Source organism: Paraflavitalea speifideaquila, assembly GCF_032395985.1.
Lineage (GTDB): Bacteria > Bacteroidota > Bacteroidia > Chitinophagales > Chitinophagaceae > Paraflavitalea > Paraflavitalea speifideaquila.
The window spans coordinates 106,354-122,008 of sequence record NZ_CP135920.1 but is presented as its reverse complement, the minus strand read 5'-3'; the positions used below and the strand labels follow the sequence as shown (position 1 = coordinate 122,008).

Sequence of the window (15,655 nt, the reverse complement as noted above, 5' to 3'; positions counted from 1 at the left end):
CAATATATAGTAAGTGTTCATGCACGCTGCCAGCGCAGTATTAAAAAGATGGCCACCAGTGAACCAGTGGCCATCAAGGTAATCGGATGTTTTGCAGATACCCATTATTACCTCTTACTGAACGATCAGCTTCCTGCTCTCATTTAGCTGACCAGAAAGTATATTGATAAAATACACACCGGCAGGGAGGTGGTGCTGCACCTTGGATGAGCCGGTGATATTTTGCTGCATCATGAGTTTACCCCTGATATTGCGGACGGCAATGGTTGTGCGGCTGCCGTGCTGTAATGGGGGCAGGTCGATAAAGAAATACCCACTGGTGGATGGGTTGGGGAATAGCTTTACAGTGGGGGTATTCGCTATTTCATCGCCTGTTAAGGAAGCAGTCAATGTGGAAGTGGAGACACTGGCCATCAGACCGGTAATAGGGTTCACGAACTTCCACATCGCACTATGCCAGCCTGCCTGTGCGCCGCTGTATTGTGCATATCCCAGAAGGCCTTCTATGTTGATCCACTGGGAAGTTTGCCACCTGTTCTGGATATAGTTCCAACCATCGGGCGCGGCAGCAATGGACCACATGGCGCTATACCAGCCCGGGGTGATGGTACTGCATTGTACTGACCCATTCTGGTTTTCTATATGAATGTATTTGCCGCTGCTGCGGTTCTTTAATAATACATAACCACTGCCGGCATCCTCCTGTAACCATTGGTAGGCCTGATTGGTACCGGGGTTGGCGCCATACTTTACCTGTCCATTGCCACCATCATACAAAAAGTAGGTAGGTTGCCAGCGGTTCTGGATCTGGTAGTAAGTAATGGTACCAGGATTGCCGGGATTGGTATCATACCAGGCGCCGTTGAGGTACCAGCCAGTTTTATCCCTGTTGAGATCGGCGGTTTGGTTGGCGCCATCATTGAAGATGAGGTTGGTGGAGGTAATGTTGGTGAAAGTATAGCTATACCAACCGTTCCCGGCATTTGTCATATTCACGCCCGGCCAGGTACCATTGGGTAATGAGCCCGCAGGTAGCGCATCCCACCAATATATCATTATTGCGGTACCCCAGCTGGTGGGTTTGTAGAAATTAACGGTGAAGGTGTTTGCCGGTGTGACGGTAATGGTAGATGTGGCTGTTTTGCCCTGGTCTACCGTGGTGGCGGTGATCACGGCAGTACCGGCTGCAATGGCGGTTACCAGACCGCTGGCACTTACTGTAGCAACAGCCGTATTGCCAGATGACCAGTTGACTGATTGGTTGGTAGCATTGGCTGGCGCTACGGTAGCAGTAAGCTGTGTAGTAGTGGCTGCTTTGATGCTGGTGCTGGTGGGCGATACGCTTACACCTGTTACGGGTACAGTGGGCACGTTGGCATTGGTCAATACGCGGTATTGAAAATTGGTCAGTGATTGGGTTGCTCGAAGTCAATGTTACGGATGCGCCGGAATAAGCATCCACATAGCTGCCTGCCAATGCAGCAGGGATCACAAAGGTCTGTGTGTTGTTGCGCAGGTTGGCCATGACGACCACTTTTTCACTGCCGGATATTTTGGTGAAGGCGCATACGTTGGTATTGGAATAGTTGGTCATGGCGCCGCGACGGATGGCTGTGCTGGTGGTCCTGAAGTTGAGGACTGTGGTAAAATCGGCTGCAATTGTAGGGTTGGCGCTCCAGTTTATTTTTACGGAGGTATAAGGCCAGGGAATGGTTTGGTTGTGGCCTACCTCCTGCCCACTGGTTAAGAATGGAACACCTCTCATATAGGCAGATACCAGGAAGTTGACGACCACGCCTGCATGGTTCTGGAAAACACTGAAGGGTGTGGCATCGCCTTCAGTATCGTGGTTGGCGGTATATCTTACCACCTGTTGGCTGGCGCCGGCGAAAGTGTATTCGGTGTTGGTGGTGGTCTGAATTTGGGCTACGGAAGCACCACCGGCAATTTGCCTGATGGCATCATAATACCATTGATCGCCAAAGTTCATATCGAAGCCGGCATTGAAATTCTCTAAGCGATCGCCTTCGGCAAACATCAAGAGTTTATGGGTGGTGATTCCTCTTAGGTTGTTGATGGCCTGTGTCCAGAAATCAAGGGGAGCATTGTTGGCATAATCACACCGGAAACCATCTACATTGGCAGCGAATACCCAATAGCGCATGGAGTTGATCATTTCGGTGCGCATGGCGCTGCTGCTGAAGTTGAGTGCTGCTACATCAGGGAAAGGGTTGAGAGGTTGGATGACGCCGTTGCCATCGCGTACATACCAATCGGGATGCTGGGTGATCCAGGGATGGTCCCAGGAAGTTTGGTTGGCCACCCAGTCGAGGATCACGGCCATGCCCCTGCTGTGAGCACCATCTACCAAGGCCCGCAGGTTGGTAAGGTTGCCGTATTCTGCACCCACCCCTTTGAAGTCTTTGATGCAATAAGGTGAGATGGAGCTGCGAGAGTCTGTGCCATTGGGATAATGGGGCATTAAATAAATGACATTGGTACCAAGGGCCCTGATGGCATCGAGGCGGGCAGTAACGCCGGCCAGGTTGCCTGCGGCACTATAAGGACGAATATGCACCTGGTACATGTTCACATCGCGGGGATCGGGCACACCAGCATAGGGCGTACCGTATTGAGGCGGATCCTGGGCATGCGCAGGACAACCCTGCAACAGAAGCAAACTAAAGGTGACGTAGATACAATAGAAGGCCTTTTTGCTCCATGCAGGAGCAAGCAATGTTAGTGTTCTTTCATATTTGTAAAGTTTAAATAGCTATGGGCTTTGCAGTACCCTGTATTCATAGGGCTGCAGAGATAGCTGGCCGGTCATGTTAACACTGGCTCCGCCAAAAGCATTCTTCCAGTTACCGGCTATGGCCGCAGGCACGCTGTAGCTCATCGTTGTATTTCTCAGGTTTACTATGACCAATACTTTTTCACCGTTGAGTACTTTGGTGAAAGCGCAAACATCTGCATTGCTGTAGGGGGTCAACTGGCCACGCCTGGTAGCTGCGCTGCTGTTCCTGAATGCAATAAGCCTTTTATGTTCTGCCGTGATATCCTGGTTCTTTGTCCAGTCGATCTTTACGCTGGTGAAGGGAAAAGGTATCCTGTCGGCCATGCCTACTTCCTGTCCGTTGTAGATCATGGGTACGCTCTTCATGCAGGTAGCGATGGTGAAAGCAGCCATAGATCCTTTGACCCCACCAAACAATTCGAGTGGCGTGCCTTCTGCGCCATTTACATCATGGTTAGAAATATACCGGATGATCTGCTGGCCACTGGTGGCGTTTATGTATTCAGCCTGGTTGAGGCTGTCGATGGTGAGGGCCGACCGGTTGTTGTTATAGATAGCTTTCAGCTGGCCGAAGAAGCCAAAGCCAAAGTTGTAATCAAAGCCCACCGTATAGTTGGTATTGCGTGATCCTTCGGCCATCAGGAGCAGCTTATGGGACTTAATATTCCGGAGGGTATCAATCGTCTGTTTCCAGAAGTCGAGGGGCGGGCCATCGGTATAGTCGCAGCGGAAGCCATCTACATTGGCGTTGTATACCCAGGATTTCATGGCCTTGATCATTTCCAGGCGCATGGCGGCATTGCCAAAGTTGAGTTGGGCCACATCATTCCATCCCATATTGGGCGGGCTTATGACATTACCGCCTGCATCCTGCATGTACCATTCTTTGTGGGCAGTGATCCAGGGATTGTCCCAGGCGGTATGATTGGCCACCCAATCCAATATGACACACATGTTCCTGTTGTGGGCGCCATCTACGAGGGCACGGAGATCGGTGAGGGTACCAAATTCACTGTTGACTGCTGTATAGTCCTTAATGCAATAAGGTGAGTTAACGGCCTTGACACTGCCGATCGGGTAAATGGGCATCAGGTAGAGAACGTTAACGCCGAGGGCTTTGATAGAATCGAGCCGGGCAATAACACCCAGGAAATTCCCTTGCTGACTAAAGGCCCGGATGTTGACCTGGTAAATAACAGCATCTGCCGGGGCGGGCACCTGGGCAAAGGGTGTGCCGTATTGAACGGGTGTATTATCGGGTGGCGGTAGGGGGTGGAGCTTCAGGCGTATCGTCTTTTTGCTACAGGCAATTAGTAGCCAGGATAGTAATATGGTGAACATAGTCATTTTCATAATTGGGTTATCTGATCTCTTTAATTCTTATGTAGTATATAGGTATAGTTACCGGCGGTATGCAGATCGAGGGTAATAGTGTAATTACCATCTGCGGGAACGCCCAGGTTGTTGAGGCCGGCCGTATAGCCCAGGAAGGGATTGTCGGCATATTGGAGTTTGCCGGCAGCATCAATACCAAAGTCGAGGGCCCAGGCATTGTTGGCCCTGAACTTAAAGGAACCATTCTGTTTCATGTTGGCTGTTACCTTCCATACCTGTGCGCTGGCATCGTAACTGAGCTGCGTGTCGGTGGTCCAGCCGCCGGGAGAGGCATCGCCTAAAATACCCCAGGTGGTTTTGGTGGCTGTCCAGGTATTGTTGTTGAGGTTGGCCGTTAAATAATAATAGCCCGGGCCTGGTACGGATAAGCCGGCCGCTGCACCATCGGTACTGAAGGTACCGCTGCCACCATCGCCATAGTTGGTGTGGTTCCAATCTGGCGAGTTGGTGTATTTAAAGTATTGCACGCCGCTGCCTGTTATGTTCACATATCCTTCATACAATCCGGCACGGCCGGTTACGGGCGCCAGTTGTGGCGCAGTGCCGGGATTCCATCCCTGGTAATCGCCGGGCACATACAAGCTAAGGCCATAGGAGGTGATCTGCTGTGTGAGTGTGTTGGAATATACGGGAGGCACGGTGGATTCCGCACCATTGTATTGGTTCACATTGGCCTTGATCCTTACGGCAATGGTATTGGCCAAACCGGGGTGAGTCCCATTCCATTCAAGAGGTTGTTGAGGTCTTTCACTATGAAAGCATAGCGCAGTGTTTTGACATCTACCGTGAAGACTTTTGCCTTCGCCCAGTTATTGGCTGTATCGGCTGGTACGGCCAATTGCAGGATGTAGCTGACGGCTGCTTGTTTGCCAAAGGCAGCAGCAGACCATTGAAAGGTAATAGCGGTATCGTTTTCTTTAGCGGGTGTTAATACCACTGCGGTAGCAGAAGCCTTTAAGGCATTGGTGGTAAAAGTGCCTGGCTGCAGGTCGAATTGCTCTGCATCTTTTTGCAGGAGAACAAGGAGAGTGCTGCTGCGAGGATAAGTATATAGTTAACTATTGTGCGCATACAATCGTGTTTTAAATTTAGAGTCGGAAAGACCGGAAGTCCGAAAGAAAAACCTTTAGATAAACTGCTTTATACTACGTTGTCAAGCTGGGTTTTTCGAAGACATCATTGACCAGGGTGAGCCGTTCCCGAAAGGGCGACCCACCTTTCCTTAGTATCCGGTATTTTGTTTCAGGTTGGGGTTGGCAATGGTCTCGGCGGCGGGGATCGGGAACAAGGCAAAATGTGCATCTACACCTGTACCATTTTTCACGCCTCCCTTCCAGGGCCAGAGATAAGTGCTGCCGGTAAATTGTCCATATCGGATAAGATCGGTTCTACGAGATCCTTCCCAATACAATTCGCGCATCCGCTCATTCAAAATATCATTCATGGTAATAGCCCCCAGGTTGCCATTGGCATTTCCATAAGCCCTTGTGCGCAGGAGGTTGAAATATTCCAATGCCCTGGCTGTAGTACCACCGGTACCGCCACGCAGGACTGCTTCGGCATAGATGAGGTACATTTCGCCCAGGCGGAATAAAGGAAAGTCGATGCTGCACAATACGCCATTGGGGGAAGGAGGAATGACGCCACCGGAAGTGATGTTGTTGAATTTATAAACACTGAGGCCATCATTGAAGACGATAACATCGTTCACTTCCAGGTTGCCGGGACCAAATAAGGCGCGTTTATCTGCATTACCGCTATAGTCGCCAAAAACAGTGGGCAGGTTTTTGGTGCTGCGGTTGCCTAGCCATCCTCCACCGGGAATACCATGGGCCTGGTTATCGGCAGGATTGGTGCCATGGGAGGAACATGTGAGGAAGGTAGTACCACCATAGTTTTGAGAATTGGTCGCATCAAAGGCAATGGGCAAAATGACTTCGGGATTGTTCTTGTCATTATCGCTCATGAAGAGTGTTTTGTAGTTTGACTTTAAGGTGTAACCAGCCTCTATTACTTTGCTGGCCCAGGTAATGGCTTCGGTATTACGATCAGTTCCTGTATACACCTTAGCATTGAGGTAGAGGCGGGCGAGGAGGGCCCATGCTGCGCCACGATCGGCGCGGGCATATTCATTTTGGCGGGGCGCTACGAGATCGGGATCAATGGCCTTCAGTTCTGATTCTATATAGGTGAAGAGATCGGCCCTGGTGATCTGTTTTGGTATGTATTTGCCAATGGGGTCAGCTTCTGTAACGAAGGGGGATTACCAAAGAGGTCCATCAATACCCAATATTGAAAGGCCCTGAGGAAGCGGGCTTCGGCCCGGAAGTGACGGATCTCAGCTGCCTCATTTTCTTTGAAGCCCCGGGCTGTTAGTTTCTCGTCGGTCGACTCGCGGATGAATTCATTGGCAACTGTGATCTGGAAAAGACTCCTCGCATAAGCGGCATTGATGAATACATTGGAGGAGGTCCAGTTGATGTTGTGAAAACTGAGCAGGAGTGGATCGTTCCAGGCACAGAGGGCTTCATCGGTAGTAAGCTCCTGCAGGTTCCACCAGGCACGTATGAAATCGGTGGTACCGGCATCGCTGATACCGGCAATGTTCACATCAGACACGCCCACGCCGCTGCTGCTCACGAGGGAATAGGAGCCATATACTTTGGCCAGCACCTGCTTGTAGCCGGTGAAGTTGCTGTATTGCTTTTCGGAAGTGTTGGCATTTAAAGGTTGCAGGTCGAGATCCTTGTGGCAGGCAGACAGCAGCATGGTCGCCATGAACAGTGCTGCGGTGTATATATTGAAATGTTTTTCATAATCGCAATGTTTAATGATCACTAAAATTGAAGGCTTGTTCCGAGTAGGAAAGTGCGTGGTCGTGGATAGATGGTATTGTCTATTCCTCCGTAGATCTCGGGATCGAGGCCTTTGTATTTGGTGATGGTGAATACGTTCTGGCAATTGGCGGTGATGCGCAGTCCCACTTTGTTGTTAATAATTCTTCCCAGGTTGTAGGCCAGGCCGAGGTTGTCCATTTTGAGGAAGGAAGCATTCTGAATGTAGTAATCAGATTGATTCTGTCCGTTGGTGAAACCAGTGTTGTAAATATCATTGAGGCTATTGGCCAGGTAGCCGAGGGGTTGAGGACGTTTGATTTCACCGCGCCGGTAGTAATGCCATTGTACATATAGTTGCCAATATTCGCACGCAGTACGGTACTCACTGCCCATTTACCATAGGTGAACTGGCTGGAAAAGCCCAGTATGAATTTGGGGAAGGGCGACTTGTACCTGTAGAGGTCTTTCTGGTTGATGATGCCATCATCGTTGAGATCGGCATAAACTCCTTCCACGGGTCTTCCCTTCAGGTACTGCTGGTGGTATACATAGAAAGCGTTGGCCTGGTAGCCTACGGAGTTGATCTGTATGACGCCATTGCCTGTTAAGGTACCGGGATAAGTAGAGTCTTTGGTGGCGGTGAGGTTGGTGATCTCATTTTCATTGTAAGCGGCATTGAAGCTCACATCCCAACTGTAACGGGTGTTTTTGATCACCGTGGCATTAATGGCCAGCTCTACTCCCTTATTTTCCACATTACCCACATTGGTCAAAATGGTGCTGCTGAAATTGGACCCTGCAGGAATGGGTATAGTGTTGAGGAGGTCTTTTGTTTTCTTGAAGTACACATCCAGGCTACCATTGATGCGGTTGTTGAGGAAACCATAGTCGAGGCCTGCATTGTAACTGGCTGTTTGTTCCCATTTGATGCTGGCATCGTAAGCTGCGGGCGTGCCCATGCTGTACCAGTTGTTGCCAAACTGCACCACGGAACCGCTGCCGCTTAAAGAATAGATGGACTGGTAAGGATAGTTATAAATACCATCCTGGTTGCCGGTAACGCCATAACTCAGGCGCAGTTTCAGATCGGACAGGGCCTTTATATTTTGCAGGAAGGGTTCTCTGCTCATTTGCCAGGTGAGGGCCATGGAAGGGAAGGTGCCCCAACGTGTGTCGGGTGAAAAGCGGGAAGAACCATCTGTACGAATGGATGCTGCCAGGATATATTTGTTGTTGTAGGTGTAGATCAAACGACCATAATAAGAAATAAGGGTATTCTCCGGTTTGTCGAGGGGGAACAAGGGTTTGCTGCCGGGAATGGTATCGCCATTGGCCCTTAGGGCTGGGTAATTGTCGTTGGTAGACAAATTATTGTAATAGCCATAACCTGCGGTTGCATTGATATTGCTTTTGATCTCTTTCAGGTCTTTGGTGTAGTTGAGGTAGAACTCTCCTACTTTGTTGTTGATCTTATTGGAGTATTTGTTGCGCTGTCCGCCATCGAGGAAGTTCTGGGCGGCAAATGCGGGCACATCTGTTTGGCCATCTCCTTTGGCTATATCATAACCGAGGTTGAGGTTGGCATGGAGCTCGGGCAGGAAATGGAATTTGTAATCGAACTGGATATTGCCATAACTCCGGTACACGTTGCTGGTATTATTATACAGTTCCAGGAGGGCCACGGGATTGCGGGGAGCCAGTTTATTCAATGTAATGGCGCCGGAACCAGGATCTACAGAAGCCCATTCAAAATAGTTGCCGTAGGGAGAAGTGGCGTGAACGGGTTGTGTAGGATCGAAGTAGACGGCTGAGCTGATGGCTGCGCCGTTGGCAAAGCGGGCTTTGTTGTAAGCGCCTTTGAGGTTGATGTCTATTTTGAGGTGATCGTCCAACAGACGCGGGCTGATGGCGATGCCTCCTGAAAAACGCTGGAGGTGATCGGTCTTCAACAGGCCCTGCTGATCGAGGTAACCTACGGATATGCGGTAGGGCGTGTTTTTGTAGGCACCGGCTATGCTGAGGTTATTGTCGGTACTGATGGCTGTTTGAAAGATCTCATCCTGCCAATTGGTATTGGCGGTACCGAGTAAAGATTTATAAGTATGGAAATTGTCGTAGGTGCCGCCGCCGAGTGAGTCTACATATTTGCGGAAGGAGGCGGCAAACTGCACATCCATTTTCTTAGCGCGGGTGGCTGCGGATACCTGTGTGGTAAAATTGAATACGGGCGCTCCGCTGACGCCTTTTTAGTCGTAATGATGATGACACCATTGGACGCCCGGGAGCCATAGATGGCGGTGGCGGCGGCATCTTTCAACACGGTAAAGGAAGCAATATCATTGGGGTTGATGAGGCTAAGTGAATTGGAGGCGCCATAAATATTATTGCCGCTCAGGGGCACGCCATCGATCACGATGAGGGGATCGTTGCTGGCATTCAGGGAGGCGCCGCCGCGTATGCGGATCACACTGCCTGCGCCGGGGCACCACTGTTGGAGGTAACAGACACACCGGCCACCTTACCGGCAATCAATTGCTCGGGGGTGGTAATACTACCTTGCTGAAAATCTTTGGCGGTGACGGTAGCTACGGAGCCGGTGAGCTCTTTGCGCCGCTGGGTACCATAACCGATAACCACTACATCATTGAGGGCCCCGACTGAAGGGGTAAGGGTGATGGCCAGGTTGGCCTGGGCCTTTACCTGAAGGGTATCGTACCCTACGTAGGAGAATACCAAGAGGATATTGTCGGCCACGGTAAGGGTAAAATTTCCTTTGGGATCGGTGATGGTCCCTTTTTCTGTGCCAGCGATCTTAACGGAGACGGACGGGAGGGGTTCTCCTTTTTCGTTCTTTACGGAGCCGGACACTTGTCCGGAGGGTTGCTGCGCTTTTGCCTGGAACAGGGCCAAACTGCCGATGCACAGGAGCAAAAGCATTTTGGAGAGGCTGGATAGATTCATAATGACAAGTTGAATTGAACGTTTAAGCAATCAGTTAAAATGAGCAAGGAGAAAATTGAGATGATAAAGGAACAATGGCAGGAAAGCAACACCAAGTTTTATAAGCGCAATGGAAATAAAAATCAGGAAATGACGGGATTGGGGGAATCAAAACACTGACAGACAATGAATTAAAAACATTGTATTTTTTTATTATAGAATGATTTGAGACTGGAAAACAGCCATGAGCGACGAGCTACGAGCTGCGAGCCCTGAGCTTTTGAGCGGAAACCGTTTGATGTGGAGGGGGTAGAGGGCGGCCCCCATGGGGCCGAATACCCTGGTGTCGATCTTTGGCTACAAAGCGGCAGCCCCGATGGGGCTGAATACATTTGAGGTAGCCCACCTGAGGGTTCGACAGGCTCCTTTGGACCGGGTGAGCCGTCTTTGGAAGGCGACCTACCCTTTGACAAGCCTTACGGGTTATAATGTCTTTATCTGCATAATCCGGTCTTCAAATTCATCGCCGGGTATGAGGGCTTTGTTTTTGATCCGGGATTTGTAGGAGTAGATGGTTTTGACGGAGTATTCGAGGATACGGGCAATTTTCTCGGGATCGGCCACACCCATCCGCATCAGGGCAAAGATGCGGAGGTCGGTATTGAGGAGCTCGCCATCCCGGAGGCCGATCTTTTCTTCCTGCCTGAGAAGTTCATTGACCTCCTGCACAAAATTGGGAAAGAGTTTGAGAAAGATCTTGTCGAAGCTGAGGAGCAGCTCTTCTTTTTCTTTGCGGGCATCGATCTTATTGAGGAAGAATTTGATGTCTTCATACCTTCGTTCCTGGAGCTTTTGTTCGATGGTGGTCTTTATTTTATCGAGCTTGTTGTAAAACTCCGAGTCCATATTAAAGAAGTAGCCAATGTATTCTTCCTTGATCTTATTGGCTTCTTCGAGTTTTTCATTCACTTCTTCCAACCGGCTGTTCGAATCCTGCAGCTGTTGATTGATGAGCTGTTGTGTGGCATTTGCAGCGGTTAATGCCTGCTGGGTCAGCTTCAGCTTTTTACCTGCCGCAGGATGATCCAAGTAAGGACCACGAGGGCCAGTACCAGGATGGTTACCAGAACGGCGTATTTTACCAGCAGACCTTTCTGTGCTTCGATACCATTGATGCGTTCGCTTTCTATTAATGGCAGGATGGAACTAGCCTGTACTTTCCTTTGCCGGGCGCCATAAAATTCTGCATTGGCAATGGCGCTTTCAATACACATGGCAGCATGCCGCAGATCGCCCTTTTTGTACAATAGCTCCGCCAGGTGAAAGATGGCGACGGTTTCTTTGGTAGAGGTTTTAATGTCGGCCACGGTGGCTTGTACCAGGAGGTCAATGGCTTTGTCTATATCTCCGTTCTGCAGGTAAATGGCGCTTTGTGTAGAGGCTGTCAACGCCAACTGATGATGCCCGAGTGCGGGATTGGCCATGAGCTGATCAAAAAGACAGCGGCTTCCTTTTTCTTATTCTGTTTGAAGTTTTTCAAGCCGCTGTAATAAATGAATTCGAAAGAGCCGGACGGATAATAGGTCAAGGCAGAGTCAAGGTATTTATCGGCCTTTATATCATAGTCTACGGAATGGTAATGATCGTTGGCATATCCGGCGAGGTCATAATAATACCTTCCCCATAAAGTATAATATTCGCCTTTCAGGGAATCTGGTATGGGCTGGCTGGCCAGCGAAGAGAGTGAATCGTAGGTTTCTTTGTACAAGCCTGTAGACAGGAGGACGAAGCTCAGTTTCATCTGGGCAGCTACCCTGTAGGAGGCACTCCGCATTTCCCGGGCAATTTGTACGAGCTTGATGGCGTAGCTGTAGGCGGAGTCGTAATTAAATATCTTATAGGCTTCATAAATTTTCTCATGCCGGTCGAAGCGCACAGCAAATGGCTGACCGGGAGCATGTAAGGATTGCCTAAGCTGGTCAATCTCTTTCAGCCTGGCATCATCATAGCTGGCAGTTTGCCGGATGGCTTTGCTGAGTTCCGTCAATAAGCTATCGTTATTGGCTAAAGCCCCTGTAGGCAGGTGGCCAGCAATGCAAAGCTGAAAAGCAGTTGTTTCATAATGGTGTGGCTTACGTCCGGTTCATGCGGACACGAACCATGGCTTAGGGCAAATCTATCCAATAAATCCAGAAAACAGCTACGGGCTGTAGCCTGAAAGGTTCGTGAGGGCAGGAATCAGGACGATGGGTTGGCTGTTCACACAAATCGCACACCTTTTTAACTTGATCCCCATAAAGTGTATCTTAGCTTCCAACTATTTCTTTCCATGCCAGGCACCAGAACTTCAACAGCAAAAGATAAAAAGCTCATCAGGCAGCTCTAGAAACAGCAATCGGGTATCTCTCTGTTTTTAATCCTATAGTAAAGCATGCAGTGACTATCTCAAGAAAAAAATTGTAGTGGTGGAAGTAAAAAAGCATGTTCTGCTGCATCAATCCGGCGCTATCTGTCCTTATATGTATTTCGTAGTAAAAGGGATCCTGCGTGGATACATCGTTGATAACAGAAAAAGATCACCACCTGGATATCTTCAGAGAATGAGCTTATTTCCTCTATACGGTGATTTCTATTTGCGAAGCGGGGAGCAGGCGCTGATCTGAACCGCCTGGAAAAAAATAAAGCCACCCCTTTGTAGCGGGATGGCTTTTTATCTGTCGGAACCTCACTCTCTTATTGTTTCACCAACTGCAACACCTGTTTCTCATCACCACTTTGCAGGTACAGGAAATAGTTACCCGTCGCCAGGTCGCTGACCGGAATGGTTATTACCTGGCCGCTTGCCTGGCGGCACTTGTTTTCAAGGGAACCAATGCTGGTTTAATGTGAAAGGCAACCGGTTTGGCAAATGATTTGTCGACAGTTTCAACCAAAGTTGTTGCAACCGGCCATATCAGCGTAGCAGACAACAGGGAAACCATTTTTATCATAGCAGTCATAGTTTGGTTATGAAATCGGCAGGGAGCAATTACTCAATGCCATTTCACAGCGGTTAAGAAATAAGGAAAAGTCGTTCCTTGAATAGGGCTAAAAATTGCCCCCTGCCTCGTTTGTTTTATTTGACAGATATGTATCTGCCAGGATGGCAAAGGGTTTCAGCGGATGGGAGAAAGGAAAAGAGGGAGGTATTTTGAGAATAAAATCAATTATTTTCTTGACAAACGGCAAAAAATACGGGCAGGCGCCGGGTGGAATTTTCAAGGATGAGGCTCAAGCACATCGGTCAACCGGGATATTAAACTCAGGTGGAATACCAGGGGATCGATTTCAAGGAAGGGGGTAAAAGCGACTTTGTTATGAGAGATAGAGGCAACAAGGGCTTAAATCTTAATTTTAAGGAATGAAGCTCATTTCTGTATTGATCCCGGAAGGGGATTTCAGTGTTACGAATGTGGAAGGGATACACCATATCTTTTCGGAGGTAAACAAGGCATATCAACGGGCGGGGAAAGCCCCTGCTTTCCAGGTACACCTGGTAGGGCGTCAACGCAGTCATACGCTGAAAGAAAATTTCTTTAGCATACACCCCAATCACCTGATCACGGAAGATTTTACATCGGACCTGGTGATCATCCCAGGCCTGCACGGGGATGTAGTGAAAAGTACGGAGAACAACCAGGCGCTGGTACCCTGGATCGTGGATCAATACACCAGGGGGCCGAGGTGATGAGCTTGTGTACGGGGGCTTTTTACTGGCCTCGACAGGCTTGTTAAAAGGCAAGAGCTGCGCCACGCATTGGGCTCATTTGAATGAATTCCGGTCCTTGTACCCGGACGTATTGTTGGTAGCCGATAAGATCATGACAGATGAGAATGGCATTTATACGAGTGGGGCTGCTTTCTCCTACCTCAACCTGATCCTGTATGTAATTGAAAAATACACCAACCGCGATATTGCTATCCTGATAGCCAAGGTATTTGCTTTGGATATGGACCGTACCAGCCAGTCGCAGTTTATCATCTTCCAGGGTTATAAGCACCACAATGATGAAAGTGTACTGAAAGCCCAGGAGTATATTGAAACCAATTATCAGCAAAAGATCACGGTAGATGAGATTGCTACGCATGTATCGCTGGGCCGGCGAAATTTTGAACGGCGGTTTAAAACGGCTACTTCCAATTCGGTATTTGAGTACATGCAGCGGGTGAAGGTGGAGGCAGCCAAAAAGCAGTTGGAAAGCAGCAGGAAGACGGTGAATGAAGTGATGTATGATACGGGTTATACGGATGTAAAGGCTTTCCGGGATGTATTTAAGAAAGTAGTAGGCATGTCGCCGGGAGAATACCGGCACAAGTATAATGGAGATAAAACATTATAACGATAGAGGGCCCGGGAGGCCCTTTTTTTTTTAGGAGGAGGATATCAATAGTTGTGGCAGGGGCGCCAGGTGCCTGCACAGTCTTTGTGAAAAGTGGCTGTTTTTGTGTTTGGTGCTATTAGGATACTCTATCCATAGGGAAGGTATACTGAAGCTATGGAGAAGGCATACTGCAGGGATGCCGGATTATTAATTACTGATCATTAATTATTGTGGTTAGCGGCTTGCTACTGTCAGGCTGTCTTCCCCTGGCTGCAGGCAAACATACAACACAGGGTATGCCAAATCCAAATATGCAATTGTCGATTCGGTTATTTTATGTCGAAAGCGCTATAAATCGACGTAATTGACGTCGATTTATAGCCGAAACGACATAAACCGGCAATGGGGTATTGGAAATGGGTATCTGGAAGTTGTATGTTTGTGTTGAACAGATCGACTGTGTGGATGGGGCCCCTAAGCACGGTTGATGATGATGAAGAAGTGTTGTGCAACACTGAATACAAGCTGTGAGTGGTGAGCTTCGAGCTGCCAGCTTTTAGTTGTAGGAGTTAGCGGTTAGCTTTTAGTGGTTAGCATTTAGGAGTTAGCTGTAAACAAATTGGCTGTTCGTGGTTAGTGGTGCTGTTGGTTATTAACTACAGCTGAGGGCTATTGCCACTGGTTATTCATTTTTCTGTACTGATGGACATCTCCGGTGAACGCCAGCCACCTATTAAAGTGGGATGGAGATCAGGAACGCAAGGGGAAATGATAACGAGGATTTGGCTGATAGTTTTAGCGATCAGCATAAACCAGTAACCTGGTTGAATAAATCAATTTTCTACCATTTTAACAATAAGGCTGTCTCCCACGGGGAGTCAGCCTTATTTCGTTTTATAGTGGTTTATGTATTGCAGTTAAGGGTAATGGCGGTATCCTTTTGTAAACCGCCAAAGTTGGCAACTGGCATAAATAACAAATGGAGTCATAAAGACTCCACTTGTTTGTTTTTATCTAAGAAGCCGACGATAAAATCATTATAGTAAAACAGGGAATGCCTGTTGTTGCTGTACTTTAATCAGTTGGGCCCGGGATGAATAAAAAGTTTTTGGCAAAACCCTGCAGTTCAGACATGGTATCATCACGGCCCTCTACGATGTCCTTCTGGTGTTCATCGACCGGTAAGAGATACTTTTGAAAGATATCTTCATTGCGGTTGATCATATTTTGCAGGCTTTACACATTAATAACGCTATTGGGGCCTGATTGTTCGCTATATTGCTGGTAGCGTTTTTTGAATATGCTGATTGTTACCCCATTACAAT

General features: G+C 48.6%; 13 protein-coding genes and 4 pseudogenes. 2 read left to right on the top strand and 15 right to left on the bottom strand.

Annotated features, from left to right (window positions below; translation table 11 throughout):
* Positions 1–114: 114 nt before the first annotated feature.
* From RS881_RS00890 to RS881_RS62500, 14 genes and pseudogenes are all read right to left on the bottom strand, one after another.
* Positions 115–1,173: a starch-binding protein gene (locus RS881_RS00890; protein ID WP_315819348.1), complete on the bottom strand. Its 1,059-nt coding sequence runs from the start codon at positions 1,171–1,173 to the stop codon at positions 115–117.
* A 12-nt stretch (positions 1,174–1,185) separates the two neighbouring features.
* Positions 1,186–1,371 (bottom strand): annotated as a pseudogene (locus RS881_RS58830) (Ig-like domain-containing protein); the annotation flags it as partial.
* 919 nt (positions 1,372–2,290) lie between these two features.
* Positions 2,291–2,587 (bottom strand): annotated as a pseudogene (locus tag RS881_RS58825) (alpha-amylase family glycosyl hydrolase); the annotation flags it as partial.
* Between the two features lie 186 nt (positions 2,588–2,773).
* Positions 2,774–4,138, bottom strand: coding sequence for an alpha-amylase family glycosyl hydrolase (locus tag RS881_RS00880; RefSeq protein ID WP_315819346.1), 1,365 nt, complete (start codon positions 4,136–4,138; stop codon positions 2,774–2,776).
* 32 nt (positions 4,139–4,170) lie between these two features.
* Complete coding sequence (locus RS881_RS00875) at positions 4,171–4,896, bottom strand: cadherin repeat domain-containing protein (RefSeq protein ID WP_315819345.1); 726 nt, start codon at positions 4,894–4,896, stop codon at positions 4,171–4,173.
* Complete coding sequence (locus RS881_RS00870) at positions 4,875–5,180, bottom strand: SusE domain-containing protein (protein ID WP_484557651.1); 306 nt, start codon at positions 5,178–5,180, stop codon at positions 4,875–4,877. The genes RS881_RS00875 and RS881_RS00870 overlap by 22 nt, the downstream gene beginning before the upstream one ends.
* A gap of 234 nt (positions 5,181–5,414) precedes the next feature.
* Complete coding sequence (locus tag RS881_RS00865) at positions 5,415–6,257, bottom strand: RagB/SusD family nutrient uptake outer membrane protein (protein WP_315819343.1); 843 nt, start codon at positions 6,255–6,257, stop codon at positions 5,415–5,417.
* Positions 6,258–6,373: 116 nt separating this feature from the next.
* On the bottom strand, positions 6,374–7,030 hold the full coding sequence (locus tag RS881_RS00860; protein ID WP_315819342.1) for a RagB/SusD family nutrient uptake outer membrane protein: 657 nt from the start codon (positions 7,028–7,030) through the stop codon (positions 6,374–6,376).
* A gap of 58 nt (positions 7,031–7,088) precedes the next feature.
* Positions 7,089–9,215, bottom strand: a pseudogene (locus RS881_RS00855) (SusC/RagA family TonB-linked outer membrane protein); the annotation flags it as partial.
* The gene (locus RS881_RS00850; RefSeq protein ID WP_315819341.1) at positions 9,167–9,496 is read right to left on the bottom strand and encodes a TonB-dependent receptor plug domain-containing protein; all 330 of its coding nucleotides are present in this window, start codon (positions 9,494–9,496) and stop codon (positions 9,167–9,169) included. The pseudogene RS881_RS00855 and the gene RS881_RS00850, both read right to left, overlap by 49 nt.
* The gene (locus RS881_RS00845) at positions 9,493–9,990 is read right to left on the bottom strand and encodes a carboxypeptidase-like regulatory domain-containing protein (RefSeq protein ID WP_315819340.1); all 498 of its coding nucleotides are present in this window, start codon (positions 9,988–9,990) and stop codon (positions 9,493–9,495) included. Before RS881_RS00845 ends, RS881_RS00850 begins: the two co-directional genes overlap by 4 nt.
* Positions 9,991–10,452: 462 nt before the next feature.
* On the bottom strand, positions 10,453–11,058 hold the full coding sequence (locus tag RS881_RS62510; RefSeq protein ID WP_315819339.1) for a DUF6377 domain-containing protein: 606 nt from the start codon (positions 11,056–11,058) through the stop codon (positions 10,453–10,455).
* Positions 11,028–12,016: pseudogene (locus tag RS881_RS62505) on the bottom strand (SusR-related protein). Before RS881_RS62505 ends, RS881_RS62510 begins: the two are co-directional and overlap by 31 nt.
* Before the next feature lie 686 nt (positions 12,017–12,702).
* Positions 12,703–12,777 (bottom strand): hypothetical protein, encoded by a 75-nt coding sequence (locus RS881_RS62500; RefSeq protein ID WP_527250454.1) that lies wholly within the window; start codon positions 12,775–12,777, stop codon positions 12,703–12,705.
* Between the two features lie 592 nt (positions 12,778–13,369).
* On the opposite strand from RS881_RS62500, the gene RS881_RS00820 reads away from it, so the two are divergent.
* Together RS881_RS00820 and RS881_RS00815 are read left to right on the top strand one after the other, a co-directional pair.
* A complete protein-coding gene (locus tag RS881_RS00820) occupies positions 13,370–13,696 on the top strand; it encodes a type 1 glutamine amidotransferase family protein (RefSeq protein ID WP_315819335.1) in 327 nt (108 codons plus the stop codon).
* A gap of 79 nt (positions 13,697–13,775) precedes the next feature.
* Positions 13,776–14,348: a GlxA family transcriptional regulator gene (locus RS881_RS00815; protein WP_315819334.1), complete on the top strand. Its 573-nt coding sequence runs from the start codon at positions 13,776–13,778 to the stop codon at positions 14,346–14,348.
* A gap of 1,056 nt (positions 14,349–15,404) precedes the next feature.
* Here the strand turns inward: RS881_RS00815 and RS881_RS00810 are convergent.
* The gene (locus RS881_RS00810) at positions 15,405–15,554 is read right to left on the bottom strand and encodes a hypothetical protein (protein WP_315819333.1); all 150 of its coding nucleotides are present in this window, start codon (positions 15,552–15,554) and stop codon (positions 15,405–15,407) included.
* Between the last annotated feature and the right edge of the window lie 101 nt (positions 15,555–15,655).